The organism is Brevundimonas sp., from assembly GCF_035627055.1.
Taxonomy (GTDB): Bacteria; Pseudomonadota; Alphaproteobacteria; order Caulobacterales; family Caulobacteraceae; genus Brevundimonas.
The window spans coordinates 266,758-290,084 of record NZ_DASPMM010000010.1 but is presented as its reverse complement, the minus strand read 5'-3'; the positions used below and the strand labels follow the sequence as shown (position 1 = coordinate 290,084).

Sequence of the window (23,327 nt, the reverse complement as noted above, 5' to 3'; positions counted from 1 at the left end):
CCTGCCGCGCACCGATGGGGAGGTGGATCGGCGCGTCGCGACGAGACGGAGGGGCCCCTTCCGCCCCCGCCGCCGGAACGCTAGAAGCCCCCATTCCTTTGTGACCGAGTAACCCGGAGCGCCCGCCGTGGCCCGTCTGTTCGACGCCTACATCATCGCCGACTGGACGGCCGCCGAGGGCAAGAAGCTCGGCGACCAGTCGGTCTGGATTGGCGTGGCCAAGCGCGACGTCCGCTTCCGCCTGTACACCGAGACCCACAACGTCGCGACGCGAGCCGAGGGCGAAAAGCTGCTCGCCAGCCTGCTGGCCGACCACCGCAAGCGCGGCGACCGGGTGCTGGTCGGGTTCGACTTCAACTTCGGCTATCCGGCCGGCACGGCGGAGAGGCTCAATCTGAGCGGAACTCCGTGGCAGGCGATGTGGAAATTCATCGCCTCTAACGTCGTCGACAAGCCCGACAACACCAACAACCGCTATCAGGTCGCGGCCAAGATCAACCGGCTGATGACCGACGAGGCCTGGCCGATGTGGGGCGCGCCGGCCAAGCAGGCCCAGCGCTGGCTGACCACGACCAAGCCTCCCGCGGGCGCGTGCGCCGACATTCCCGAGTTCCGCGCCACCGAGGACGCGGTCCGCAAGGGCCGGCTGCAGCCCAAGAGCGTCTGGCAGATGCACGGGGCCGGCGCCGTCGGCGGGCAGACGCTGGTCGGTATCCCCGCCGTCCGCCGCCTGCTGGAGAGCCTCGGGCCCTCGGGCGCCGTATGGCCGTTCGGCACCGGCTGGCGGGCGCTGGACTCCGCCGATGTCGAGCCGCTTTCGGCGCTGGTGGTCGAGGTCTGGCCGTCGATGTTCGACGGCAAGCCGAGCCCCGGCGAGTTCAAGGACCAGGCCCAGGTGCGCTCGACCGCCGAGGCCCTGGCGAAGATGGACGAGGCGGGCGACCTGTCGAAGGCCTTCGCCCCGCCAAAGGGTGCGGACGAGGCGCTGATCACACGCGTCGAACAGGAAGAAGGCTGGATTCTCGGCGCCTAGCCGATCAGGGCGCGGGCGGCTGCCCGGGCTTCATCCGTGATCTCCGCGCCCGAAAGCATGCGGGCGATCTCTTCACGCCGCGCCGCCTCGTCCAGGGCATCTACGGTGGTGGTCGTCAGGCCGCCGGCGTCCGCCTTGCGGACCTTCCAGTGGGCGTGGCCGCGGGCCGCGACCTGGGGGCTGTGGGTCACGACCAGCACCTGGGCTCCCGCCGACAGCCGCTGCAGGCGTGCGCCGACGGCCGAGGCCACGGCCCCGCCGACGCCCTGATCCACCTCGTCGAAGATCATCACCGGCTGGCGCTGGTCCTCCCGGCCGGCCAGCGCCGCCTTCATGGCCAGGGCGAAGCGAGCCAGCTCCCCGCCCGAGGCGATGGCGTCGAGGGGACCGAAGTCCGTGCCGGCGTTGGTGGCGATCTCGAAGCGGACGGTCTCGACCCCCAGCGGTCCGCGCCGGCCCTCGGCGACAGGCTCGGAAGCCACGCGGAAGCGGGCCCGGTCCAGCTTCAGCGGCCCCAGCTCCGCCATGACGGCCGCGGTCAGGCGGTCGGCGGCGGCCTCCCGCGCCGAAGTCAGCAGCAGGGCGGCGACGTCATAGGCCTCGCGCGCCGCCGAGGCGGCCCGTTCAGCGGCGGTGATCGCCTCGGCCCCGTCCTCGATCAGCCTCAGCTGCTCGCGGAAGCGGACGCGCAGGACCGGCAGCATCTCGACCGAGGTGTTCAGCTTGCGGGCGGCGGCGCGCAGGGCGAACAGCCGCTCCTCGGCCTTGTCGAGGCGGCCCGGCTCGAACTCGAAGGCGTCGGCGGCGGCGTCGACGCAGGCGATGGCTTCCTCCGCCTCGACCAGCGTCCGGTCGATGGCTTCGGCGGCCGCGGACAGCTTCTGCAGCAGAGGGTGTTCCGGATCCGTGCCCGCCTGCCCGGCCCGTTGGCGGGCGTGCTCGACGGCGCGCAGGGCGGCGGCGAGGTTGCGCGACAGCTTGTCCCCGCCCAGCGAGGCGCGAGCGTCGGACAGATCGGCGATGGCCTTCTCGGCGGCGCCTAGCAGGGCCCGCTCGCCGGCCAGTTCAGTCTCCTCGTCGGCCCGGGGATCGAGGGCGTCGAGTTCGGACAGGTTCTGCTCCAGCTCCTCCCGATGGGCGGCGGCGTCGGCGGCGGCGGCCTTCAGTTCGGCGACGGCGCGCTCGGCGGCCTTCAGCCGGTCGGCGGCGGTCGCCACTCCCGCGAGTTGCGGGCTGAGGCCCCCATAGGCGTCCAGCAGGCCGCGGTGGGTCTTCCAGTCCAGCAGGCCGACGGTTTCGTGCTGGCCGTGCACCTCGACCAGCGCCTGGCCGATCTCCCGCAGGGCGGTGACGCCGGCGGGCTGGTCGTTGACGAAGGCGCGGCTGCGGCCGTCGGCGGCCAGGGTGCGGCGCAGGATCAGCTCCTCGCCCGCCGCGACCTCGAAGCCCCGCTCGACGATCATGTCGATCAGCGCCGGATCATCGGGCGCGGTGAAGACGGCGGTCGCCGAAGCCTGTTTCGCCCCGGCGCGAACGAGACCGGCGTCGGCGCGGGCGCCGAGGGCGAGTCCGAGCGCGTCCAGGATGATCGACTTGCCGGCGCCGGTCTCGCCGGTCAGCACCGTCAGTCCGCCCTCGACCTCCAGATCGAGGGCGTCCACCAGCACGATGTCGCGGATGGAAAGGGCGGTCAGCATGGGGGCGCGGTCGTCCGGGTCTGATTCGCCATGGTCGTCAGTCTAGCGGCGAACGCCCGTCATGAGCGCCCCTTGCGACAGAATCGGACGTCAGCCCGGGATGATGCGCCGCAGCCAGCTCTCGCGCTGCCCTTCCGGCGCGACGTCCGGCCGCTGGCCTTCCTCGGTCAGCAGGGCGTAGGCCTCGGCGTACCACGGGCTGCCCGGATAGTTGTGGCCCAGCACCGCGCCGTTGCGGGTCGCCTCTTCCTTGAGGCCCAGCTGCAGGTTGACCTCGACCAGCCGGAACAGGGCTTCGGGCGTGTGCGAGGTGCGCTGGTAGGCTTCATTGTCGATGACCGCCTTGTAGCGGTTCATGGCCGCCAGGGGCTGGCCGGCCCGCTGGTAATAGCGGCCGATCGACATCTCCTTGCCCGCCAGCTGGTCGTTGACCATGTCGATCTTGACCGTGGCGTCGATGGCGTACGAGGTCCCCGGGTAGCGTCGGGCCACGTCACGCAGCCCGTCCAGCGCCGCCTGGGCGTAGCCCTGGTCGCGGCCCACGTCGGTGATCTGCTCGAAGTTGCAAAGGGCCTTCATATAGAAGGCGTAGGGCGCGCTGGGATTGCCCGGGAACAGCTGGATGAACCGGTCCGCCGCCGCGATCGCCTCGGCGTAGTCGCCCCCTTGGTAGTAGGCGTAGATCTGCATCAGGATGGCCCGGCGCGACCACTCCGAATACGGATGCTGGCGCTCGACCTCCTGGAAATAGTCGATGGCATCGTCCCAGCGCCGGCTCTCGAGGCGCTGGTAGCCGGTGTTGTAGAGCGCCTCGACCGGGCGTTCCTCATAGGCGAGACGGGTCCGGTTGCCGCGGCCGGAGCAGGCGGAAATCGTCAGGGCCGACACGGCGACGGCCGACAGGATCAGGCCGGTGCGGAACTTGGAAGCAGGCAAGGACGACCTCAACATAACAGGCCGGCGGGCATCCGCCCGTCGGCGCCCCCGAAAACGAGACGCGATCTCTACACCAGCGAACAACCCCGCGCCAATGCGGGAAGAAGTCTGCCAAAAAGACTCTCGGCGCTTGTGGCTGAGCCGTCCCCTGATATGTAGCGCGCCAGCGCAACGGCGGCATTCTGAGCCGGGCGATGACGGCGAAAGGATGACCGGACATGAAGCTGCTCTCTGGCAACTCCAACCGGACGCTCTCCCAGGCCATCGCGGCGCATCTCGACATGCCGCTGACCAAGGCCGAGGTGAAGCGATTCGCCGACAACGAGGTCTTCGCCGTCATCGAGGAGAACGTCCGGGGCGAGGACGTCTTCGTCATCCAGTCGACCAGCTACCCCGCCAACGACAATCTGATGGAACTGCTGATCATGACCGACGCCCTGGTGCGGGCGTCGGCGCGGCGGATCACGGCGGTGATGCCCTATTTCGGCTACGCCCGGCAGGACCGGAAGACCGGCGGACGCACGCCGATCTCCGCCAAGCTGGTCGCCAACCTGATCACCCGCGCCGGGGCCAACCGGGTGCTGACGATGGATCTCCACGCGGGCCAGATCCAGGGCTTCTTCGACATCCCCACCGACAACCTGCTGGCCACGCCGGTGCTGGCCCAGGACATCAAGGAACACTACCGCAAGGGCGACGACCTGATGATCGTCTCGCCGGACGTCGGCGGCGTGGTGCGGGCGCGCTCGCTCGCCAAGCGGCTGGATGCGGACCTCGCCATCGTCGACAAGCGCCGGCCCAAGGCGGGCGAGAGCGAGGTCATGAACATCATCGGCGACGTCGAGGGACGGCGCTGCATCCTGTTCGACGACATCGTCGATTCCGGCGGCACCCTGGTGAACGCCGCCCAGGCCCTGATGGACAAGGGCGCGACCGAGGTGTCGGCCTACATCAGCCACGGCGTTCTTTCCGGTCCCGCGGTTCAGCGGATCACCGACGGCCCCTTGAAGGAGTTGGTCATCACCGACTCGATCGAGCAGCCGGAGGCCGTGCTGAACTGCAGGAAAATCCGCAGCGTCTCGGTCGCGCCGCTGATCGGCGAGGCCATCCGGCGGATCGCCAACGAAGAATCCGTCTCCAAGCTGTTCGACTAGATTCTCGGAACCGTATGGGCGCCCGCCCCATTTGCGCCCTCAGACTGGGCGTTGCTGGACGCCGGTAATCCGAGGAGTCCCGATGCGTCCGGTTTTCCCTCACCGCGGTCTGTCCGCAGCCGCCCTCGCCGCCGCCCTGCTGGCGGGGTGCGCGTCCGATACGCCCACGCGGGCCGAAGTCGAGGCGGCGCGGGTGGCTGCCGAGGCCGCCGAGATCGCCGCGCGAACACCGCCGCGGATCAGACTGAACCAGAGCGTGGCCGACGCCGCGGCCGTCTACATGGCGTTCAGTCGCGACATGGCCGCCCTCGAAGGCGGATTCACCAATCCGGAGCAGATCCAGGCCGCCCTGCGGCGGGGCGCGGCCTACGATCCCGAGCAGATTTCACGCGGACTGGTGGCCTACGCCTCGATCCTGGCCCTGCAATCGCCCGAGTTCGTCTCCGGCGTCCGGTCGCTGGCCGATGATCAGGTCACGCGGGAAAGGATCGTCGCCCGGATCGTGGCCGACCCCAGCTACGCCTCGACCCTGCCGGGCGCGGAGGCGGCCGCGGGCCTGGTGATGACGACGATGGCGGCCGACATCAATGCGCTGGGCCGCGCCGCCAATTCGATCGAGAACGACGCCTACGCCATCCAGGCGCTGTACGACCCCCGCCGCTCATGGGGCGTGGCCGAAGTCGTCGATCGCGAGGGCCGCCTCGAAGCCGCCAAGGCCCGTTCGGCCCAGACATTCCGGCCGTCCGCGGAAGAGGCCTCGCGCCTGTTCGCGGCCGCGCACAGCGGCGGCGGCGCCCTGCCCGTCAGCGGAGAGCCCCGCAAGCCGCCCTATCCGCCGGCGGTGGTGAACGGCCTGGCGCTCGCGGCGCTCGCCGCCCTTGGCTATGCGGGGGAGAACGCCCGGGCCAACACGGATGCGTTGCAGTTCGATCGGGTCAGCCAGGGCTGCCTCGCCATGTCGAAGCTGAACCTGTTCCAGTGCCTGGCCGCGTCGCGCCCCAACTACGAGGATATGTTCTGCCTCGGGCGCCACATCGTTCGCGACCTGGCCACCTGCTCCCGCGGCGCGGCCATGCCCGCGCCGATCGTCACCGTCTCCGACGTCAGGCCCGCGGATCCGCCGCCCCCCGCGCCTGCCCAGACACCCATCGTCATCACCCCGGCCCCGGCGCCGGCGCCGGCGCCCTCGCGGCCGATCACAATTTCGCCAGCGCCCACGACCGCGACGCCGCCCCGCCCCGCCCCGTCGCTGACGGAGCGGCTGAATACCGAGCCCGCGCGTCCTTCGGGCGACTAGTGCGAAGGATCGCCGTCTCGCTCCGGCCAAGCTGGCATTAACGCTCGGCGAACCACTTTGGCCGCGTTATAAGGGTTTCCAGGTCCGGCGTCCGATGGCGACGCCGTGTGTCCAGGGTGGGGACTTCGTATGCTTGAGGCTCGTTTTCGCCGCGGCCTGTCGCTGACCGCGATCGCCGCAATGGCCGCTCTCGCGGCGTGCGCCACGCCGGAGCCGGAACCGGAACCCGCGCCGCCGCCGCCGCCGCCGCCGCCCGCCGTCAGCCTGAACGAGGGCGTGGCCCAGGCCGCCTCCATCTATGTCGCCTTCATGCGCGACGCGGCCACCATCCAGGCCGGATTCCAGACCGCCGAATCGATCCAGGCGGCGATCCGCAAGGGCGCGTCGTACGAACCCACCCAGCTGTCCCGCGGCATGATCGCCTATGGCTCGATCCTGGCGCTTCAGTCGCCGGAGTTCGTCCAGGGCGTGCGGACCTACGCCGTCGATCCGGCCATTCGCCAGGAGATGGTCGCCCGCATCATCGCCGATCCCGCCTATGCCGCCACCCTGCCCGGCGCCGACGCGGCGGCCGGCCTCATCGCCGAAGCGATCGGACGGGATTCCGCCATCATGCTGGCGATCGCCGATGCGGTCGAGGAGGACGCCTACACCATTCAGGGGCGGTCGGACCCGCGCCGCCGCTGGGCCATTGTGCCGATCGCCGACCGTGATGTCCGCCTGCAGGGCGCCAAGGCGCTGTCGGCGGTGCAGATGCTCCCCTCGGCGGAGGAGGCGGCGAAGCTGTTCGCGGCCGCCAACAGCGGCTCCGGACTTGCGGTCACGCCGGCACGGGCTGGCCCGCCATACACGCCCGCGGTGGTGCGTTCGCTGGCCCTGGCAGCCCTGGCGGCCCTCGGCGCCGGGGGCGAGGACGCCCGCGCCAATACCGAGGCGCTGACGGTCGAGCAGAACAGCGAGTTCTGCCTGAACATGTCCAAGCTGATGCTGTTCCAGTGCCTGGCCGCGTCTCGCCCAAGCTATGAGGACATCTTCTGCATCGGCCGCCACGTGGCGCGGGACCTGGCCACCTGCACGGCACAGAACATCACGCCGGCGCCTCTCGCGACCCCCGCCACCGAAGTGGCCGGCTCCGAGCCGGCCGTCGTGCAGACCCCCGTCGCCGCCGGAGCGGCCGCCGCTTCGGCCTCGGCCACGGCGGCCCTGAGCAGCGAAGGCTGAACCGCCGTCGCGATCCGTGCGCCCGGACGGTTGCGTCACCGGGCGTCTGCGTGTAATAGCCCGCCCTCTTGAATTCGAGGGTTCGAGGACCCCGTCGCGCGGGCCAATGCGTCAGCGCGGCGTTTCTGTTTGTTGAGGCGAGCCAGATGGCCGAGATCATTCTGAACGTTGATGTCCGTGACGGCGTCGGCACCGGCGGCGCCCGCGCCGCGCGTCGCGCGGGCATGGTCCCGGGCGTCCTGTACGGCGGCGACAAGGCCCCGGTGGCCATCTCGGTCAACGAGCGCGACTTCCGCAAGTCGCTCTACACCGGCAAGCTGCTCGGCCACCTGGTGACGCTGAAGTACGGCGACGAGACCCAGCCGGTCATCGCCCGCGACGTGCAGTTCGACCCCGTCTCGGACCGCCCGCTGCACTTCGACCTGATGCGCGTCGACGAGAAGCAGACCATCAAGATCGAAATCCCCGTCCACTTCATCAACCAGGACCAGTGCGAGGCCTTCCGACAGGGCGGTTCGCTGGAAGTCGTGCGTCACTCGGTCGAGGTGAAGGTCCGCGCCGACCACATCCCGGAAGACCTGATCGTCGACCTGGCCGGCCACAAGCTGGGCGACACCATCCGCTGGACCGACCTGAAGGGCACGGAAGAGGTCGAGCCGACCATCACCGACCGTGACTTCGTGATCGCCTCGATCAAGACGTCGTCCGCCGCCATCTCGGCCGCCGCCGACGAGGCCCACGACGCCGAAGTGGCTGAAGCCGCCGCCGAGGTCGAAGCGACCGAACAGGCCGCCGCCGACGAAGCCGCCGCGGAAGACACCGCCGAGGGCTGATCCTCTCGCGACAAGCTGCTACTGGAACGGCCCCATCCGGCGACGGACGGGGCCGTTTCCATATCCGGAACCCGCCATGATCATCATCGCCGGCCTCGGCAACCCGGGCCCGAAATACCAGGGCAACCGACACAACATCGGCTTCATGGCGGCGGACGAGATCGCGCGCCGCTGGTCCTTCGGACCGGAGCGGGCGAAATTCCAGTCGGTGCTCCGCGAGGGCGAGGTCGAGACGGCTTCGGGCCGTGAGCGCGTCCTGCTGATGAAGCCGCAGACCTATATGAACGAGAGCGGCCGGGCCGTGGCCGAGGCGGCGCGCTTCTACAAGATCAAGCCATCGGAGGTCATTGTCTTCCACGACGAGATCGACCTCGCCCCGGGGCGTTTCCGCATGAAGAGCGGCGGCGGGGCGGCCGGCCAGAACGGCGTCCGCTCGCTGATCAGCCAATTGGGCCCCGATTTCCGGCGCGCCCGCATGGGCGTCGGACATCCGGGGGAGCCCCAGTTGGTGCACGGCTATGTCCTCAGCGACTTCCACAAGGCCGACCAGCCGTGGCTGGACGCCATGCTGACCGCGGTCGCCGACGCCCTGCCCTTCGCCCTCGCCGGCGACGACGACCGCTACCAGGCCGAAGTCATGCGCCTGGCGCCGGCTCCGAAATTCAGCCCCCGCCAGGCGGCGCGCGGCGAAGGCTGAGCCGTGACACGCGGCCGCCTTGTCGGGCCGCCGGCCGAACGATAGACCCCCGCTCTCACAGAAGGCATTTCCGATGGTCCGCGCTCAGCCCTTCGTCATCCTGACCGCCTTCGCGGGCGCGCTCGCCGCCTGTTCGCCGGGCGAAAAGGCCGCGCCCGAGGCGGCCTCGACCGTCCAGGCCAGCGGCGCCCTGTGCCGCCCCACGCCGCCCGGACGTCAGACCACCGGCTGCTACCTGACCCTGACTTCCGCTGCGGACGACCGGCTCATGGGCATCACCAGCCCCGTTGCGGGTCGCGTTCAGGTCCACGAGAGCCGGATCGAAAGCAACATGATGATGATGCACGAAGTCGAGGGCGGCCTGCCTCTCCTCGCCGGTCAGGCGGTCGAGCTGAAGCCCGGCGGCGACCACATCATGCTGCTCGGCGTCGCGGAGCCGCTCAAGGCCGGCGACGCCGTGCCGCTGACCCTGACATTCGCCTCCGCCGCCCCGATCGAGGTGAGCGCCACCGTCGGCCAACCCGCGACGACGGACTACGGCCACGCCGCCCACTGACGGCGACCGCCGAGCCTGACAAATCGGCCGCTAGCCGCTAAAGGCTCGCGCTCAGCAAGGAAAACCCAGCCCCCATGGCTTTGAAAGTCGCGATCGTCGGCCTGCCCAACGTCGGCAAGTCCACCCTGTTCAACGCCCTCACCAAGACAGCGGCGGCCCAGGCGGCCAACTATCCCTTCTGCACCATCGAACCGAACACCGGTGATGTGGCGGTGCCGGAGCCGCGGCTGGATGTGCTCGCGCAGATCGCCGGGTCGAAGGAGATCATCCCCTCGCGCATCACCTTCGTTGATATCGCCGGCCTCGTGCGCGGCGCGTCGAAGGGCGAGGGCCTCGGCAACCAGTTCCTCGCCAACATCCGCGACTGCGACGCCGTCGCCTTCGTGGCGCGCTGTTTCGTCGACGACGACATCACCCACGTCGAGAACCGCATCGATCCGATCTCCGATCTCGAGATCATCGAGACCGAACTGATGCTCGCCGACCTCGAAAGCCTCGAAAAGCGGGTCGTCAACGTGGAGAAGAAGGCCAAGGGCGGCGACAAGGAGGCCCAGCAGACGCTGCGCCTGATCAACATGGCCCTGACGCCCCTGCGCGGCGGCAAGCCGGCGCGCGTCGTTCAGGTCGACAAGGAGGATCTGAAGGCGTGGCACATGCTGCAGCTGCTGACCTCCCTTCCGGCGCTCTATGTCGCCAACGTGGACGAGGCCTCTGCTGACAAGGGCAATGAGCTGTCGGACCTGGTGGCCAAGCGCGCCGCCGCGGACAACGCCAAGGCCGTCGTGATCTCGGCGAAGATCGATTCCGAACTGGCGGTGCTCGATCCGGAGGAGCAGGCGGAATTCCTCGAGAGCATGGGGCTGGAGGAGCCGGGCCTGAACCGCCTGATCCGCGAGGCCTACGCGCTGCTGGGCCTGCAAACCTATTTCACGGTCGGCCCGAAGGAGGCGCGGGCCTGGACGATTCCGATCGGGGCGACCGCGCCGCAGGCGGCGGGGGTGATCCACACCGATTTCGAGAAAGGCTTCATCCGCGCCGAGACCATCGCCTACCCGGACTTCGTGGCCCTCAAGGGCGAGGCGGGCGCGAAGGAGGCCGGGAAGATGCGGGCCGAAGGCAAGAGCTACGTCGTCAAGGACGGCGACGTGATGCATTTCCTGTTCAACGGCTGAGACCTAACCGGCGGGCGTGTCCTCCAGGGTGGTGCACTTCGTCAGGGTGACCACGGCGTTGTCACGGTTCAGCCAGGTCAGGCGCATGGCCTGGCCGGACACCGCCATCCGCACGCGTTCATTGGAGACGGTCCCCTCGGCTGTGCAGGTCAGCACGGCCTCATAGCCATCCGCCACCTGATCGATCGCGCTGATGGCGCAGCTGTTCTCATAGCCCTCGAACCGGGTGGTGGTGATTTCGATCGGGCGTTCAGGTCCAGTGGTGTTCGGGCACCAGGACACGTCCGCGGCCCAGCGGCCCACGAAACTGCGCGGGCCCATGCCCGGCAGGATCGAGCCCCTGCCCGGCGGCCGCGGCGCCGGCGAAGCGGCCACATCAGGCGTATCGATCGGCTCGGCGGGGTCTGTCGGAGGATTGGGATCGCCGGGGCCGCAGGCGGCGACGGCGAGGGCGACGAACAGGCTGGAACAGATCCGGGTCATGGCGCTGAAACGCGTCGCGAGGCACCGGGCTCCGTGGGGTTCGCCCCGATCACGAATTCGCGGTCACGCTTGCATCCCCCGCCAGTATTTGCGACCGGTTCTCCTGTGTCGAGAACAAGGGGGTGTCCCGAATGACTCAGAACACCAATCCATGGGCAGCGCAGATCGATCCGTTGGCGCAGGACATCGCCGCGGTGCTCAAGCGCATGGGCGGGTCCGCCCACCAGAAGGACGTCGTCCAGTGCGTCTGCGCGATGAAGCGACAGCGCGGCGAGACGGTCGCCCAGGATCTGGCCAACCGGATCGTCGAGGTGTTCGAGCGTTACCGCGACCTGTTCTTCAAGCCGTTCGGCGAAGGGTCGATGCGCTGGGCGCTGCAGCCCGGCGTGGCCTGAAGCATCGGCAGTTTTCGAAAAGGCCCGCGGCGATCGCCGCGGGCCTTCGTCGTTCCAGAACCTAGAAGCGGCGCACAAAGCTGAGGCCGTAGGTGTCGATCTCACCGCCCTGATCGTCGGTGAAATCGCGGCGGGTCCAGTCGGCGCGAAGGCCGTTCTGGCCATCGAAGAAGTAGTTGGCGCCGGCGCCGTAGTTCAGGCTTTCACCGTCCTCGCTGGCCGTGACCCCGGCCACGTCGGCCTTGATCGAGGTGGTGCCGTAACCGACGCGGCCGAAGAGCTCGAAATTCTCGCTCACCGGGACCGAGCCGACGGCGTAGAGAGCGGCGTCGTATTCATGCTCCACCGTGCCGTCGACGCCGCCGATGGTGACGTCTTCGTCCTTGACGCCGAACGAGGCCTCGCCCTCGACGCCGATATAGCGCGACAGCTTGGCGCCGACCCGGCCGGTGACCGCGCCGAGGCTCTGGTCGCCGCTGTCGAGGTGGGTGTAGCCGACCGAACCCGTCCATTGCGGATCCGAGAAGCTCTGCGCCATGGCCGGCGCAGCGAAAAGAGAAAGTGCAGCAGTCGCGAGAAGAACGTTACGCATTGTTTCTGTATCCTCTAGATGTGGTCACTTCTGCGGTGACCAGCCCCATCCAGCGGTGACAGAAATGGGCGGTTGTTGAAGGTGTTCCAGTCCGCCTCAACGACTGATGCTTGACTGTGCACCGGGTGACACAGACGCCGGTACGTCAACCGTGACCTTATCGTGTTCTTATTCTGGCGACCCGCTTTCCTACCGATCCTTTTCCCTCTCTGTCCCGGCCCGGGCGTCCAGCGCGGCCTGGGCGGCGGCGAGGCGGGCGATGGGGACGCGGTAGGGGGAGCAGCTGACGTAGGCGAGGCCGACCTGTTCGCAGAAGGCGATCGAGGACGGATCGCCGCCGTGCTCGCCGCAGATGCCCATCTTGATGTCGGGACGGGCCGCGCCGCCGCGCACGGCGGCGATGCGGATCAGGTCGCCGACGCCGTCGCGGTCGAGGCGGACGAAGGGATCGGTCTCGAAGATGCCCTTGTCCATATAGGCCTGCAGGAAGCGGCCTGAGTCGTCGCGGCTGATGCCGAAGGTGGTCTGGGTCAGGTCGTTGGTGCCGAAGCTGAAGAACTCGGCGTGCTCGGCGAGGTCGCCGGCGCGCAGGGCGGCGCGGGGCAGTTCGATCATGGTGCCGACGAGATAGTCGACCCGGTCGCTGGCCTCGGCGAAGACGGCCTCGGCGGTGCGGTCGGTCAGCTCGCGCAGGTATTTCATCTCCAGACCGAGGGCGACCAGCGGGTGCATGATCTCGGGGATGGGGGCCTCGGCGGCGGTCTTCTTCACCTCCAGCGCCGCCTCGAGGATGGCGCGGACCTGCATCTCGTAGATTTCGGGATAGGCGACGCCGAGACGGCAGCCGCGGTGGCCCAGCATCGGATTGGTCTCGTGCAACTCCTTCGCCCGGCGCTTCAGCTTGGCGGCGTCGAGGCCCTGCGTCTCCGCCAGGGCGTCGATCTCGGCGTCCGTGTGCGGGATGAACTCATGCAACGGCGGATCCAGAAGCCGCACGGTGACCGGCAGGCCGGCCATGATCTCGAACAGCTGGACGAAATCGGCCTTCTGGAACGGCGCGATCTTGGCCAGGGCGGCGCGGCGGCCGGCTTCGTCATCGGCGAGGATCATCTCGCGCACGGCGGCGATGCGGGCGTCGTCGAAGAACATGTGCTCGGTGCGGCACAGGCCGATGCCCTCGGCGCCGAAGCCGCGGGCGGTCTTTGCGTCGAGCGGCGTCTCGGCGTTGGCGCGGACCTTGAGGCGGCGGACCTTGTCGGCCCAGGCCATCAGGGTCTGGAAGTCCCCGGTCAGCTCGGGCTCGATCATCCGCACGGCGCCATCCAGCACCTCGCCCTTCGAGCCGTCGATGGTGATCACCTCGCCCGCCCTGAAGGTGCGGCCACGAGCGGTGAAGGTCCCTGCCCGGTGGTCGATCTGGATTTCGCCGGCGCCGGAGACGCAGGGCCGCCCCATGCCGCGGGCGACCACGGCAGCGTGGCTGGTCATGCCGCCCCGGGCGGTGACGATGCCGCGCGCCGCGTGCATGCCGTGGATGTCTTCCGGGGAGGTTTCCTCACGCACGAGGATGACGGCGTCGCCCAGCTGGGACAGGCGTTCGGCCTCGTCGGCGTCGAAGACGACCTTGCCGGTGGCCGCGCCCGGAGAGGCCGGCAGACCGGCGGCCACGACCTTGCGCTCCGCCTTCGGGTCGAGGGTCGGATGCAGGAGCTGGTCCAGCGCCGCCGGCTCAACCCGGCCGATGGCTTCCTCCTGCGAGATCACGCCCTCGGCGGCGAGATCGACAGCGACCTTCAATGCGGCCTTCGCGGTGCGCTTGCCGTTGCGGGTCTGCAGCATCCAGAGGCGGCCCTGTTCGACCGTGAACTCGATGTCCTGCATGTCGCGGTAGTGGCTCTCCAGCCGGCCGACGACATCGACGAACTGGGCGAAGACCTCGGGCATGGCCTCTTCCATCGAGGGGGCGGTCTCGCCCATCTCCTCGCGGCCCGCCCTGGTCAGCGACTGGGGCGTGCGGATGCCGGCGACCACGTCCTCGCCCTGGGCGTTGATCAGGAACTCGCCATAAAGCTTCGACTCGCCCGTCGACGGGTTGCGAGTGAAGGCCACCCCCGTCGCGGAGGTGTCGCCCATATTGCCGAACACCATCGACTGGACATTGACCGCCGTGCCCCAGCTTTCGGGGATGTCGTGCATGCGGCGGTAGAATTTGGCCCGGTCGTTCATCCAGCTGGCGAAGACGGCGGACACGGCGCCCCACAGCTGGTCGTTCGGGTCCTGCGGGAAGGCGTGGCCGAGGTTGTCCTCGACGACCCGCTTGTAGTCGAGGACGACCTTCTCCCAGTCGGAGGCGGACAGGTCGGTGTCGATGGTGACGCCGAGACGGTCCTTGTGGTCGTCCAGCACCTCCTCGAAATCGTCGTGCGACAGACCCAGCACCACGTTCGAGTACATGGTGATGAAGCGGCGGTAGCTGTCGAAGGCGAAGCGGCGGTCTCCGCTAAGGGCCGCCAGCCCCTCCACCGTCTCATCATTGAGGCCGAGGTTGAGGACGGTGTCCATCATCCCGGGCATGGAGGCGCGGGCGCCGGACCGGACCGAGACCAGCAGCGGATTCTTCGGATCGCCGAAGGTCTTGCCGACGATGCCCTCGACCTTCTTCAGGCCCGCGGCGACCTGGGTCTCAAGGTCAGCCGGGTAGGACTGGCCGTTCGAATAGTAGTGGACGCAGGCCTCGGTGGTGATGGTGAAGCCCGGCGGCACCGGCAGGCCCAGCGAAGACATCTCGGCGAGGTTCGCGCCCTTGCCGCCGAGAAGGTTCTTCATCGACGCGTCGCCGTCGGCGGAGCCGCCGCCGAAGCCGTACACCCACTGAGTCATTCACCAGCCCCTGAGCCGTTGTCCGTCGCGCGGGACTCGCATCCCTCGCGGTGCAGGGCCCCGCTTACCGCGCCGGACGCGGCAAGGCGAGGCTGAGGGTGTAACAAAACGTGAGCCGCTGTGACGGTTCCGCCCCTGCCGACCCTGTCGTTCGAAAATCGCGGAACCCTGTCATCCCGACACTCCCGCACTCCTCCTCGTTCCCCGGGCCAGACGCTCTGGGCGCCCAGGACGCCCAGGACCGGCCTCCTGCAGAGCCGTTCGCCCCTGTTGCGCCATGAGAGCACGCGCCTGCGTCAGAAGCGGACGCAGGCGGTCCCCGCCGGCTCCCGACCAGTGGTCGTTGGGGTACGGGATGGCAGGGAATGGCGGGGATTGGCCGGGATGGCAGGGTATGAGTTGGCAGGCCGTCGCCACCGCTTCCCCAGCCTAGATCGGGCGCGCCGCGGGACGGACGCCGAGTTCCGGCCCTCCCCGCTCCCTCGGCTTATCGTCCGGCCGCGCGGGTGGCGCGAGGTCGGCGTCGGGCGACAGGAAGGAGCGGCGCGAGGGGGCGGCGGGGCGGCTGCGCAGAAGACGGACGAACTCGGCGAAATCGCCGATCTGCTCGTTGTAGAAGGCGGCCCTTTCGACCGGACCCATATGGCCGGCGTCCTCGACGCGGATCAGCCGGGCCTGCGGCAGGGCGGCGGCGATCGTCTCGCCGGCATGGTCCTTGGTGATCAGGTCGCGGCCGCCGGCGAAGACCAGGGCGGGCACGTCGGTGCGCGGCAGACGCCCTGTGACCGACCAGTGCAGCATGGCGAGGTTGCCGCGCGCCTGCACCGCCGGGGAATTCTTGGTCGGCAGCCGCGCGGTGCGGTCCAGCTGTTCCCGGGTCGGACGGGTGCCGAACCCGGCGAGGCGCGCGGCGACGTGGGTGGAGCCGCTGAGGTAGGCCTGCCAGTTCATCACCCAGAGGGCCGGCGACAGCACCATGTCCAGCTTGCAGGCGAGCTCGATGACCGGCTGCAGCGGCCTGAACACGCGCGAGAGGATCATTGTCTCGAGCGGATTGGTGTGGGTGGTGTTCTCGAGCACGATGGCGGCGACGCGGCGGTTCAGCAGTTCGGGGTGACGGGCGCAGAAGGTCTGGACCGTCATGCCGCCGATGCTGTGGCCGACAAGGATGAGCGGCCGGTCTTCCGGAAGACTGTCGATCACCGCATGCAGGTCCTCGGCGAAGCCTTCGATCGAATAGCCGGCGGTCGGGCGGCCTGAACGGCCAAGGCCGGGAAGATCCCAGAAGACGAGGCCGAAGCGGGCGCCGAGGTCCGCCCTCGCCTCGGCCCAGATGCGGGCCGAGAGACCCCAGCCGTGCGTGAAGACGAGGACGGGCCCCTCGCTCGCGCCTTCGGTCTCGACATGGAGGACGGCGCCGTCGGCGCCCGGAACCTCGACGCTCGCCGCCCGGCGCGGGGGCGCCGTCGTCTCGTTGCGTCCGAGCAGCATGAGAACCGGCAGGCGGCCCAGCAGGCTGAAGGCCATCAGCCCGGCGCCCCACCACAGTCCGGCGCTGGACGGTTCGGTCACCCCCAGGACGTCGGCGAGGTGGTCGGCGTCATACCAGCGCCACAGCAGCCAGGCCGCGGCGGCGAAGATCGCCAGCGACCCGATGGCGAAGAGGCGTTGGAGAAAGGCGAACAGGATCATCGGGATACTTTCGGACCAGCGCCACTCCCAACACTACGGACCTCTGTTCGTTCCGCGAAATGCGACGGGCTAACCCGCCCTTAACCGCGATGATTCACCACTCGGTCTCCAATCTGTACGGGGCCGAGTAAGAGAATGTCCGGGTGGAAGACCGACGTCGTTCTGAGGGGCGACTGCATCGAGGTGCTGAAGGGCCTGCCCGACGCCAGCGTCGACATGGTCTTCGCCGACCCGCCCTATAACCTCCAACTGGGCGGCGACCTGCTGCGGCCCGACAACAGCCTGGTCGACGCGGTCGACGACGACTGGGACAAGTTCGACAGCTTCGCCGCCTATGACGCCTTCACCCGCGCCTGGCTAACGGAATGCCGGCGCGTGCTAAAGCCGGAAGGCTCGATCTGGGTGATCGGCAGCTATCACAACGTCTTCCGCCTGGGATCGGCGATCCAGGACCTGGGCTTCTGGGTGCTGAACGACATCATCTGGCGCAAGTCGAACCCGATGCCGAACTTCAAGGGCACCCGGTTCACCAACGCCCACGAGACGCTGATCTGGGCCGCGCGGAGCCGCGAGCAAAAGCGCTACACCTTCAACTACGACGCGCTGAAGGCCTTCAACGAAGACACCCAGATGCGGTCCGACTGGACCTTCGCCCTGTGCACCGGCGAGGAGCGGATCAAGGACGCCGACGGCAAGAAGGCGCATCCGACCCAGAAGCCCGAGGCCCTTCTGCACCGCGTGCTGCTGGCGGCGACGAAGCCGGGCGACGTGGTGCTAGACCCGTTCTTCGGCACCGGCACGACCGGGGCGGCGGCCAAACGGCTGGGACGGCAGTTCATCGGCATCGAGCGCGACGAGGGCTACGCCAAGGTGGCCGAAAAGCGGATCAAGGCGGTGATCCCCGCCGCGCCTGAGGACCTGGCGGTGATGGGCTCCAAACGGGCCGAGCCGAAGGTGCCGTTCGGGGCGCTGGTCGAGGCCGGCCTGCTTCGGCCGGGCGACCGGCTGTACTGCCCCAAGGGCGAGCGCGAGGCGCGGGTCCGGGCCGACGGGTCGCTGGTGTCGGGGTCGCTGAGCGGCTCGATCCACAAGATGGGGGCGCTGTTCGAGAACGCCCCCGCCTGCAACGGCTGGACCTACTGGCGCTTCAAGTCGGATCAGGGGCTGAGGTCTATCGACACCCTGCGGGCCGAGGTCCGGGCCGGGATGCAATAACACCGGTCTTTGGATTCGACGTCCGGTCGGGACAGGCGTAAGGTCCCGCTTTCCGGCCAGGTTCGCCGGTCATGTGCCCAGTGCGATTTCCAGAGTTCCCTCGTTCACCAGGGAGCGGATCGCCGCCGAGCGATCCGGAACGCCATGCCGGAACTTTCCCCCGAACAGCTGGAAGCCCTGCTCAGGGAAATGGAACAGATGCTCGAGCGCATCTGGTCCAAACTCACGCCTGAGCAGCGAGCCCAGGCGGAGGCCCTGTATCGGGCCCTGAGGGACGCCATTCAGGCCGCGCGCACGGCCGGTCCCGCCGCCGCCCGCGCCAACCTGATCGCGATCGCCGAACGTCTGCAGGCCCTCATCGCCCACCTGCTGCGCTATTTCGAACACTGGTTCATCCGGGACCAGCTGAAATGGCTGGTCCACAGAATCTACCTCCACCTGCGGGCGCTGGGACCGGGCGGAGCCGGGGCTGTGGCGGCGGGAGCCGAGGCGGCGGCCGCGGGCGGCAGCGTCACGATCGGCGGGGTGACTGTCGCCGGCATCGGGGCCGCGACCGTCGGGGCGCTGCTGATCGAAATCCTGATCATCCTCTACGGCCTCTCCTGGTGGTGGGACTACTGGACGGAGATTTCCGAAACCACGGAGGAGCCGGTCGGCGGCAAGTCCTGCGGCGGCACCCTGCCCATCGCCCAGGGTCTGACCGACTGGGACCTCAGCTGGGGCACGGCGCGCAGCTGGGAGAACCTGATGGCCAAGATGCGCAAGACGGCGGCCGGCTATGCCTGCCCCGGCGCCTGCAAGACCGGAACCTGCACGGGCAACCCGGCGGTCATGGACTTCGACCAGACCCGGCTGGGGGTCATGACCTACAGCTGGGCCCGGTTCGACGTCTATTGCGAGTGCCTGTGAGCAGCCGACTCCCGTAGAGGCCGGGACCGGGCGGATACCGTCATTCGGCGAGGAACCGTTCGCAAGTGCGAAGGTTAATCTCACTGTCCGGATTCCGACATCGAGAGCGCGCGCCATGAAGATCGCCCAGGTCACGCCCCTCTATGAGGCGGTCCCGCCGAAACTGTACGGCGGCACCGAACGGGTCGTGGCCCATCTGACCGACGCCCTGGTCGACCTGGGGCATGATGTGACCCTGTTCGCGGCCGCCGACGCCGAGACCCGCGCCCGGCTGATCCCGGTGCGGGACCAGGCGATCAGGCTCGACCCGAATCCGCTGAAGTCGGATCTGGCGGCGCACATGAGCCAGCTGTCGGAGGTGCTGAAGCGCGTCGACGAGTTCGACGTGATCCATTTCCACACCGACATTCTCCATTTTCCGTTCTTTTCCCGCTACGCCGACAAGACGGTGACCACCCTGCATGGCCGGCTGGACCTGAAGGACCTGCCGGGCGTCTATGAGCGCTGGCCGGAGTTCGGGCTGGTGTCGATCTCGGACGACCAGCGCCGGCCGCTGCCGCTGGCCAACTGGAAGGCGACGGTGCACCACGGCATGCCCGGCGATCTCTACAAATTCTCCGAGGCGCCGAGCGGGTATCTGGCCTTCCTCGGCCGCATCTCGCCCGAGAAGGGCCCCGACCGGGCGATCGAGATCGCCACCAAGCTGAACAAGCCGCTGAAGATCGCGGCCAAGATCGACGCCGCCGACAAGGTCTATTGGGAGACGGTGATCCGCCCGCTGGTCGAGGGCAATCCGCTGGTCGAGTTCGTCGGCGAGATCGGCGATCACCAGAAGTCGGCGTTCCTGGGCGGAGCGGAAGCGCTGCTGTTCCCGATCGACTGGCCCGAGCCGTTCGGGCTGGTGATGATCGAGGCGATGGCCTGCGGCACGCCGGTGGTGGCGTTCCGCTGCGGCTCGGTTCCGGAGATCATCGAGGACGGCGCGACGGGCTATCTGGTCGAGACCGTGGAACAGGCCGTCGCGGCCGCGGCCCGGGCGCACCTGCTGGACCGCGAGGCCATACGGGCGCGGTTCGAACTGCGCTTCTCGGCCACGGCCATGGCCCGGCGTTACCTCGACGTCTACGGCGATCTGCTGGCCCGCCGCCCCTTCGCGGAGGACCCTCTGGACGACGTGGTGACGCCGCTGCGCCCGCTGGAGGACCGCAGTTTCGCCAGCGCGGTCTGACGGCGCCGGGCGTCAACGGGCCTGAACCTCCGGCGGGTTTGTCCATTAGCGTACCATTGCCGCCATCAGGAGCCCGCAGTCTCAGCGCCCTGTCGGGTCCCACCGCCGCCGATCCGGGGTAACGCATGGACGACGCCTATACAGTTCAGGTCACGGCCGCCGAGTCGCAGGACGCCGACGGCCTTGAACAGCTGATGGCGCTGAAGGACGCCGACACCTTCGCGGTGGCCGATGTCTGGGGGGACATGAAGGGCGGCGCCGACGGCCTGTTCGACAGCGACACCCGGCTGCTGTCGCGCTTCGTGATGACGGCGGGGCTGGCGCGGCCGTCACGGCTGAGCTCGGGCATCAGCCAGGACAACGTCTTCTTCACAGCCCATTCGACCAACCGGCCGCTGCCGCCGATGGGCGGGCGCTCGGCCCCGGCGGGGGTGCTGCACATCGAGCGCCGGCGCTTCATCTTCGACCGGCGGCTGTTCGAACGGGTGCGAATCCTCAACCACGGGATCGAGGACGTGCTGCTGCCGCTGGCCTTCGACTTCGCCGCGGATTTCGCCGACATCTTCCAGGTGCGGGGCACGGCGCGACCGAAGCGGGGGACGCAGGAGACGCCGACCGCGGACGGACGGCGGGTGACGTTCCGCTACACGGGCGTCGACGGGGTGCGGCGCAGCAGCTGCCTGGCGTTTTCGGAGCCGCCCGCCCGGCTGACGTCGTCGCGAGCCGAGTTCATGTTCAGCCTGCCCCAGGGCCGGCGCATCGACCTGTATGTCGAATGCGGACCGGGGGCCTGCGAGGCGCCCGACGAGAACCGGTACCGGCTCCACGCGGTGCAGGCGCGGATGGCGATGCGGCGGCGGCGGCGCCGCGGGGCCTCGATCCGGGGGCCGCGCAGCCCTCGCTTCAACGACTGGCTGGACCAGAGCCGGGCCGACGTGGCGCTGCTGACCACCGACCTGCCGACCGGGCCCTATCCCTACGCCGGGGTGCCGTGGTTCTCGACTCCGTTCGGGCGCGACGGGATCATCACGGCCTGGCAGATGCTGTGGCTCGACCCGAGCCTGGCCAAGGGCGTGCTGACCTACCTTGCGATGCGGCAGGCGACGGAGTTCTCGGCCTTCCAGGATTCGGCGCCGGGCAAGATCATGCACGAGACGCGCGGCGGCGAGATGAGCGCCCTGGGGGAGGTGCCGTTCGGCCTCTACTATGGCGGGGTCGACACCACCTGCCTGTTCGTGGCGCTGGCAGGGGCCTATCTGAAGCGCACCGGGGATGTCGCGACCATCCGCGCCCTGTGGCCCAACCTGATCGCGGCGGTCGGCTGGATGAAGGAGTCCGGCGACGTCAGCGGCGACGGCCTGATCAGCTATCAGCGCGCTGCGGACACCGGGCTGTCCAATCAGGGCTGGAAGGACTCCGAGGACTCGATCTTTCACCGGGACGGGCGCTTCCCCCAAGGGCCGATCGCCCTGCTGGAGGTGCAGGGCTACGCCTACGCCGCCTGGGAGGCGATGGCCGACATGGCCCGGCTGACCGGCGACGAGCGGCAGGCCGAATGGGCGGCAAGGGCCGGGGCGGTGCGCACCCTCGTGGAAGAGCGGTTCTGGCTGGAGGATGAGCAGTTCTACGCCATCGCCCTGGACGGCGAGGGCGAGCCGTGCCGTTCGATCGGATCGAATGCGGGCCACCTGCTGTTCACCGGCCTGCCCTCGGCGGAGCGGGCCCGGGCGGTGACCAGGCGGATGCTTGGGGCGGAGTTCAGGTCGGGCTGGGGCCTGCGGACCCTGGCCACCGGCCAGGCGCGTTTCAATCCGATGAGCTACCACAACGGCTCGGTCTGGCCGCACGACACGGCGATGGCGGCGGCCGGCATGGCGAAATACGGGGAACGCCGGGCCGTGGCCCTGCTGCTGGGCGAGATCTATGCGGCGGCGACGCATTTCCATCTGCGCCTGCCCGAACTGTTCTGCGGTTTCGAGCGGGTGCCCGGCGAGCCGCCCGTGGCCTATCCCGTGGCCTGCCTGCCGCAGGCCTGGGCGGCGGGATCGGTCTTCCTGATGCTGCAGGCGGCGCTCGGGGTCAGCATCGACGCGATCGAGGGCGTGGTGACGGTCGACCGGCCGCTGCTGCCGTCGGGCATCGACCGGCTGCACATCACCAATCTGCAGGTCGGCGACAGCGTTGCGGACCTGGCCTTCCAGCAGCTCGGGACGCACACGGTCGCCATTCCCAAGCGGCAGAAGGGACCGGTGACGGTGCGGACGCTGGGCTAGGCCAGCCCCCGCTCCAGCGCCTTGCGGAACACGGTCGGCAGGGACGTCAAGGCCTCGTCCTCCTGGAGCCAGATGAACTCGCCGGCGCCCTGCCCCGCCTGCACCGAAAGCGTCAGGGCGAAATGGGTGAAGACGTGCTCCACCGCGCCGACGTCGCGCCAGTCCGCCGCAGCGGGAGGCGCGGCCTCGACGGGCGCGGCGGACCAGGCCGACGTCGGCAGGCCGAGCATGCCGCCGAGCAGGCCCCTGGCCGGGCGCTGGACCAAGGCGATCCGGCCCTGGTCGTCACGGAGCACCCAGGCCACGCCATGACGACGGGGCCGATCCGCCTTCTTCGTTTTCAGCGGCCAGCGTTCGGGCTCGCCCGACTGGAAGGCAGCGCACCAGGCGGTCAGCGGGCAGCGCTCGCACAGCGGTCGGCCGGGACGGCAGACGGTGGCGCCGAGGTCCATCAGAGCCTGGGCCCAGTCGCCGGGGCGGTCATCCGTGACCAGCGTGCCCGCCAGCCGCTTCAATTCGGGTTTGGCGGTGGGCAGGGGCGTCTCGACCGCGAACAGCCGGGCCATGACGCGCTCGACATTGCCGTCGACGACGTTGGCCGGGCGATCGAAGGCGATCGCGGCCACGGCGGCGGCCGTATAGGCCCCGATTCCGGGCAGGGCGAGCAGGCCTGTTTCCGTGTCGGGAAAGACGCCGCCGTGCCGGCCGGCGACTGCGCGGGCGCAGGCCAGCAGGTTGCGGGCGCGGGCGTAGTAGCCAAGCCCGGCCCAGGCGGCCATGACCTCGGCGTCCGGCGCCGCTGCAAGATCGGCGACGGTCGGCCAACGCTGCGTGAAGGCTTCGAAATAGGGCGTGGCGTGCGGCGTGGTGGTCTGCTGGAGCATCACCTCCGACAGCCAGATCCGGTAGGGATCGGGCCGCGGCGCGCCCGGGCGGGGCCGCCACGCCAGCACACGACGATGAACGTCATACCAGCCGAGCAGCGCGGCGCGGATGGCGCTCCGGTCGTCTGCGACCTGTATGGGGACTTCAGCGGGGACGGCGGGCATTCCCCGCGCTATAAA

General features: G+C 69.3%; 20 protein-coding genes. 13 read left to right on the top strand and 7 right to left on the bottom strand.

Annotated elements, in window-relative coordinates:
- The first annotated feature begins 127 nt into the window (after positions 1 to 127).
- The gene (locus VEA98_RS05130) at positions 128 to 1,033 is read left to right on the top strand and encodes a cobalamin biosynthesis protein CbiG (protein ID WP_324811404.1); all 906 of its coding nucleotides are present in this window, start codon (positions 128 to 130) and stop codon (positions 1,031 to 1,033) included.
- On the opposite strand, the gene recN is transcribed toward VEA98_RS05130, so the two are convergent.
- Both recN and VEA98_RS05120 read right to left on the bottom strand, forming a co-directional pair.
- Positions 1,030 to 2,730 (bottom strand): DNA repair protein RecN, encoded by a 1,701-nt coding sequence (gene recN / locus VEA98_RS05125; protein ID WP_324811403.1) that lies wholly within the window; start codon positions 2,728 to 2,730, stop codon positions 1,030 to 1,032. The two genes, VEA98_RS05130 and recN, sit on opposite strands and share 4 nt — an antisense overlap.
- 90 nt (positions 2,731 to 2,820) lie before the next feature.
- Positions 2,821 to 3,681, bottom strand: a complete 861-nt coding sequence (locus VEA98_RS05120; RefSeq protein WP_324811402.1) for an outer membrane protein assembly factor BamD — start codon at positions 3,679 to 3,681, stop codon at positions 2,821 to 2,823.
- A gap of 203 nt (positions 3,682 to 3,884) precedes the next feature.
- Here VEA98_RS05120 and VEA98_RS05115 point away from each other — a divergent pair, with 203 nt between their 5' ends.
- The 7 genes from VEA98_RS05115 (at position 3,885) to ychF (ending at position 10,596) form a co-directional block, all read left to right on the top strand.
- Positions 3,885 to 4,820, top strand: a complete 936-nt coding sequence (locus tag VEA98_RS05115) for a ribose-phosphate pyrophosphokinase (RefSeq protein ID WP_324811401.1) — start codon at positions 3,885 to 3,887, stop codon at positions 4,818 to 4,820.
- 82 nt (positions 4,821 to 4,902) lie between these two features.
- On the top strand, positions 4,903 to 6,117 hold the full coding sequence (locus VEA98_RS05110) for a hypothetical protein (RefSeq protein ID WP_324811400.1): 1,215 nt from the start codon (positions 4,903 to 4,905) through the stop codon (positions 6,115 to 6,117).
- 129 nt (positions 6,118 to 6,246) lie between these two features.
- Positions 6,247 to 7,338, top strand: coding sequence for a hypothetical protein (locus VEA98_RS05105; RefSeq protein WP_324811399.1), 1,092 nt, complete (start codon positions 6,247 to 6,249; stop codon positions 7,336 to 7,338).
- A gap of 146 nt (positions 7,339 to 7,484) precedes the next feature.
- Positions 7,485 to 8,171 (top strand): 50S ribosomal protein L25/general stress protein Ctc, encoded by a 687-nt coding sequence (locus tag VEA98_RS05100; RefSeq protein WP_324811398.1) that lies wholly within the window; start codon positions 7,485 to 7,487, stop codon positions 8,169 to 8,171.
- Between the two features lie 76 nt (positions 8,172 to 8,247).
- Positions 8,248 to 8,868: an aminoacyl-tRNA hydrolase gene (pth, locus tag VEA98_RS05095; protein ID WP_324811397.1), complete on the top strand. Its 621-nt coding sequence runs from the start codon at positions 8,248 to 8,250 to the stop codon at positions 8,866 to 8,868.
- A gap of 73 nt (positions 8,869 to 8,941) precedes the next feature.
- Positions 8,942 to 9,424 carry a copper chaperone PCu(A)C gene (locus VEA98_RS05090; protein ID WP_324811396.1) on the top strand — a complete coding sequence of 161 codons (483 nt, stop codon included), beginning with the start codon at positions 8,942 to 8,944 and terminating at the stop codon, positions 9,422 to 9,424.
- Positions 9,425 to 9,498: 74 nt separating this feature from the next.
- Positions 9,499 to 10,596 (top strand): redox-regulated ATPase YchF, encoded by a 1,098-nt coding sequence (gene ychF, locus VEA98_RS05085; RefSeq protein ID WP_324811395.1) that lies wholly within the window; start codon positions 9,499 to 9,501, stop codon positions 10,594 to 10,596.
- Between the two features lie 3 nt (positions 10,597 to 10,599).
- Here ychF and VEA98_RS05080 read toward each other — a convergent pair whose 3' ends face one another.
- Entirely contained in the window at positions 10,600 to 11,079 is a 480-nt protein-coding gene (locus tag VEA98_RS05080; RefSeq protein ID WP_324811394.1) for a hypothetical protein, read from the bottom strand.
- Positions 11,080 to 11,210: 131 nt separating this feature from the next.
- On the opposite strand from VEA98_RS05080, the gene VEA98_RS05075 reads away from it, so the two are divergent.
- On the top strand, positions 11,211 to 11,474 hold the full coding sequence (locus VEA98_RS05075) for a hypothetical protein (RefSeq protein ID WP_324811393.1): 264 nt from the start codon (positions 11,211 to 11,213) through the stop codon (positions 11,472 to 11,474).
- A 61-nt stretch (positions 11,475 to 11,535) separates the two neighbouring features.
- Here VEA98_RS05075 and VEA98_RS05070 read toward each other — a convergent pair whose 3' ends face one another.
- The 3 genes from VEA98_RS05070 to VEA98_RS05060 all read right to left on the bottom strand — a co-directional run bounded on the left by VEA98_RS05070 (position 11,536) and on the right by VEA98_RS05060 (position 16,638).
- Positions 11,536 to 12,012, bottom strand: a complete 477-nt coding sequence (locus VEA98_RS05070; protein WP_324811392.1) for a porin family protein — start codon at positions 12,010 to 12,012, stop codon at positions 11,536 to 11,538.
- 243 nt (positions 12,013 to 12,255) lie between these two features.
- Positions 12,256 to 14,946, bottom strand: coding sequence for a pyruvate, phosphate dikinase (gene ppdK, locus VEA98_RS05065; protein ID WP_324811391.1), 2,691 nt, complete (start codon positions 14,944 to 14,946; stop codon positions 12,256 to 12,258).
- A 429-nt stretch (positions 14,947 to 15,375) separates the two neighbouring features.
- Entirely contained in the window at positions 15,376 to 16,638 is a 1,263-nt protein-coding gene (locus VEA98_RS05060; RefSeq protein WP_324811390.1) for an alpha/beta hydrolase, read from the bottom strand.
- Positions 16,639 to 16,773: 135 nt separating this feature from the next.
- Between VEA98_RS05060 and VEA98_RS05055 the strand changes: the two genes are divergently transcribed.
- From VEA98_RS05055 to VEA98_RS05040, 4 genes are all read left to right on the top strand, one after another.
- Positions 16,774 to 17,853, top strand: coding sequence for a site-specific DNA-methyltransferase (locus VEA98_RS05055; RefSeq protein ID WP_324811389.1), 1,080 nt, complete (start codon positions 16,774 to 16,776; stop codon positions 17,851 to 17,853).
- A gap of 144 nt (positions 17,854 to 17,997) precedes the next feature.
- Positions 17,998 to 18,762: a hypothetical protein gene (locus VEA98_RS05050; protein ID WP_324811388.1), complete on the top strand. Its 765-nt coding sequence runs from the start codon at positions 17,998 to 18,000 to the stop codon at positions 18,760 to 18,762.
- A 115-nt stretch (positions 18,763 to 18,877) separates the two neighbouring features.
- Positions 18,878 to 19,990, top strand: coding sequence for a glycosyltransferase family 4 protein (locus VEA98_RS05045; protein ID WP_324811387.1), 1,113 nt, complete (start codon positions 18,878 to 18,880; stop codon positions 19,988 to 19,990).
- A gap of 125 nt (positions 19,991 to 20,115) precedes the next feature.
- Positions 20,116 to 22,263 (top strand): glycogen debranching N-terminal domain-containing protein, encoded by a 2,148-nt coding sequence (locus tag VEA98_RS05040; RefSeq protein ID WP_324811386.1) that lies wholly within the window; start codon positions 20,116 to 20,118, stop codon positions 22,261 to 22,263.
- On the opposite strand, the gene mutY is transcribed toward VEA98_RS05040, so the two are convergent.
- Positions 22,260 to 23,312, bottom strand: a complete 1,053-nt coding sequence (mutY, locus tag VEA98_RS05035) for an A/G-specific adenine glycosylase (RefSeq protein ID WP_324811385.1) — start codon at positions 23,310 to 23,312, stop codon at positions 22,260 to 22,262. The two genes, VEA98_RS05040 and mutY, sit on opposite strands and share 4 nt — an antisense overlap.
- Positions 23,313 to 23,327 lie beyond the last annotated feature (15 nt).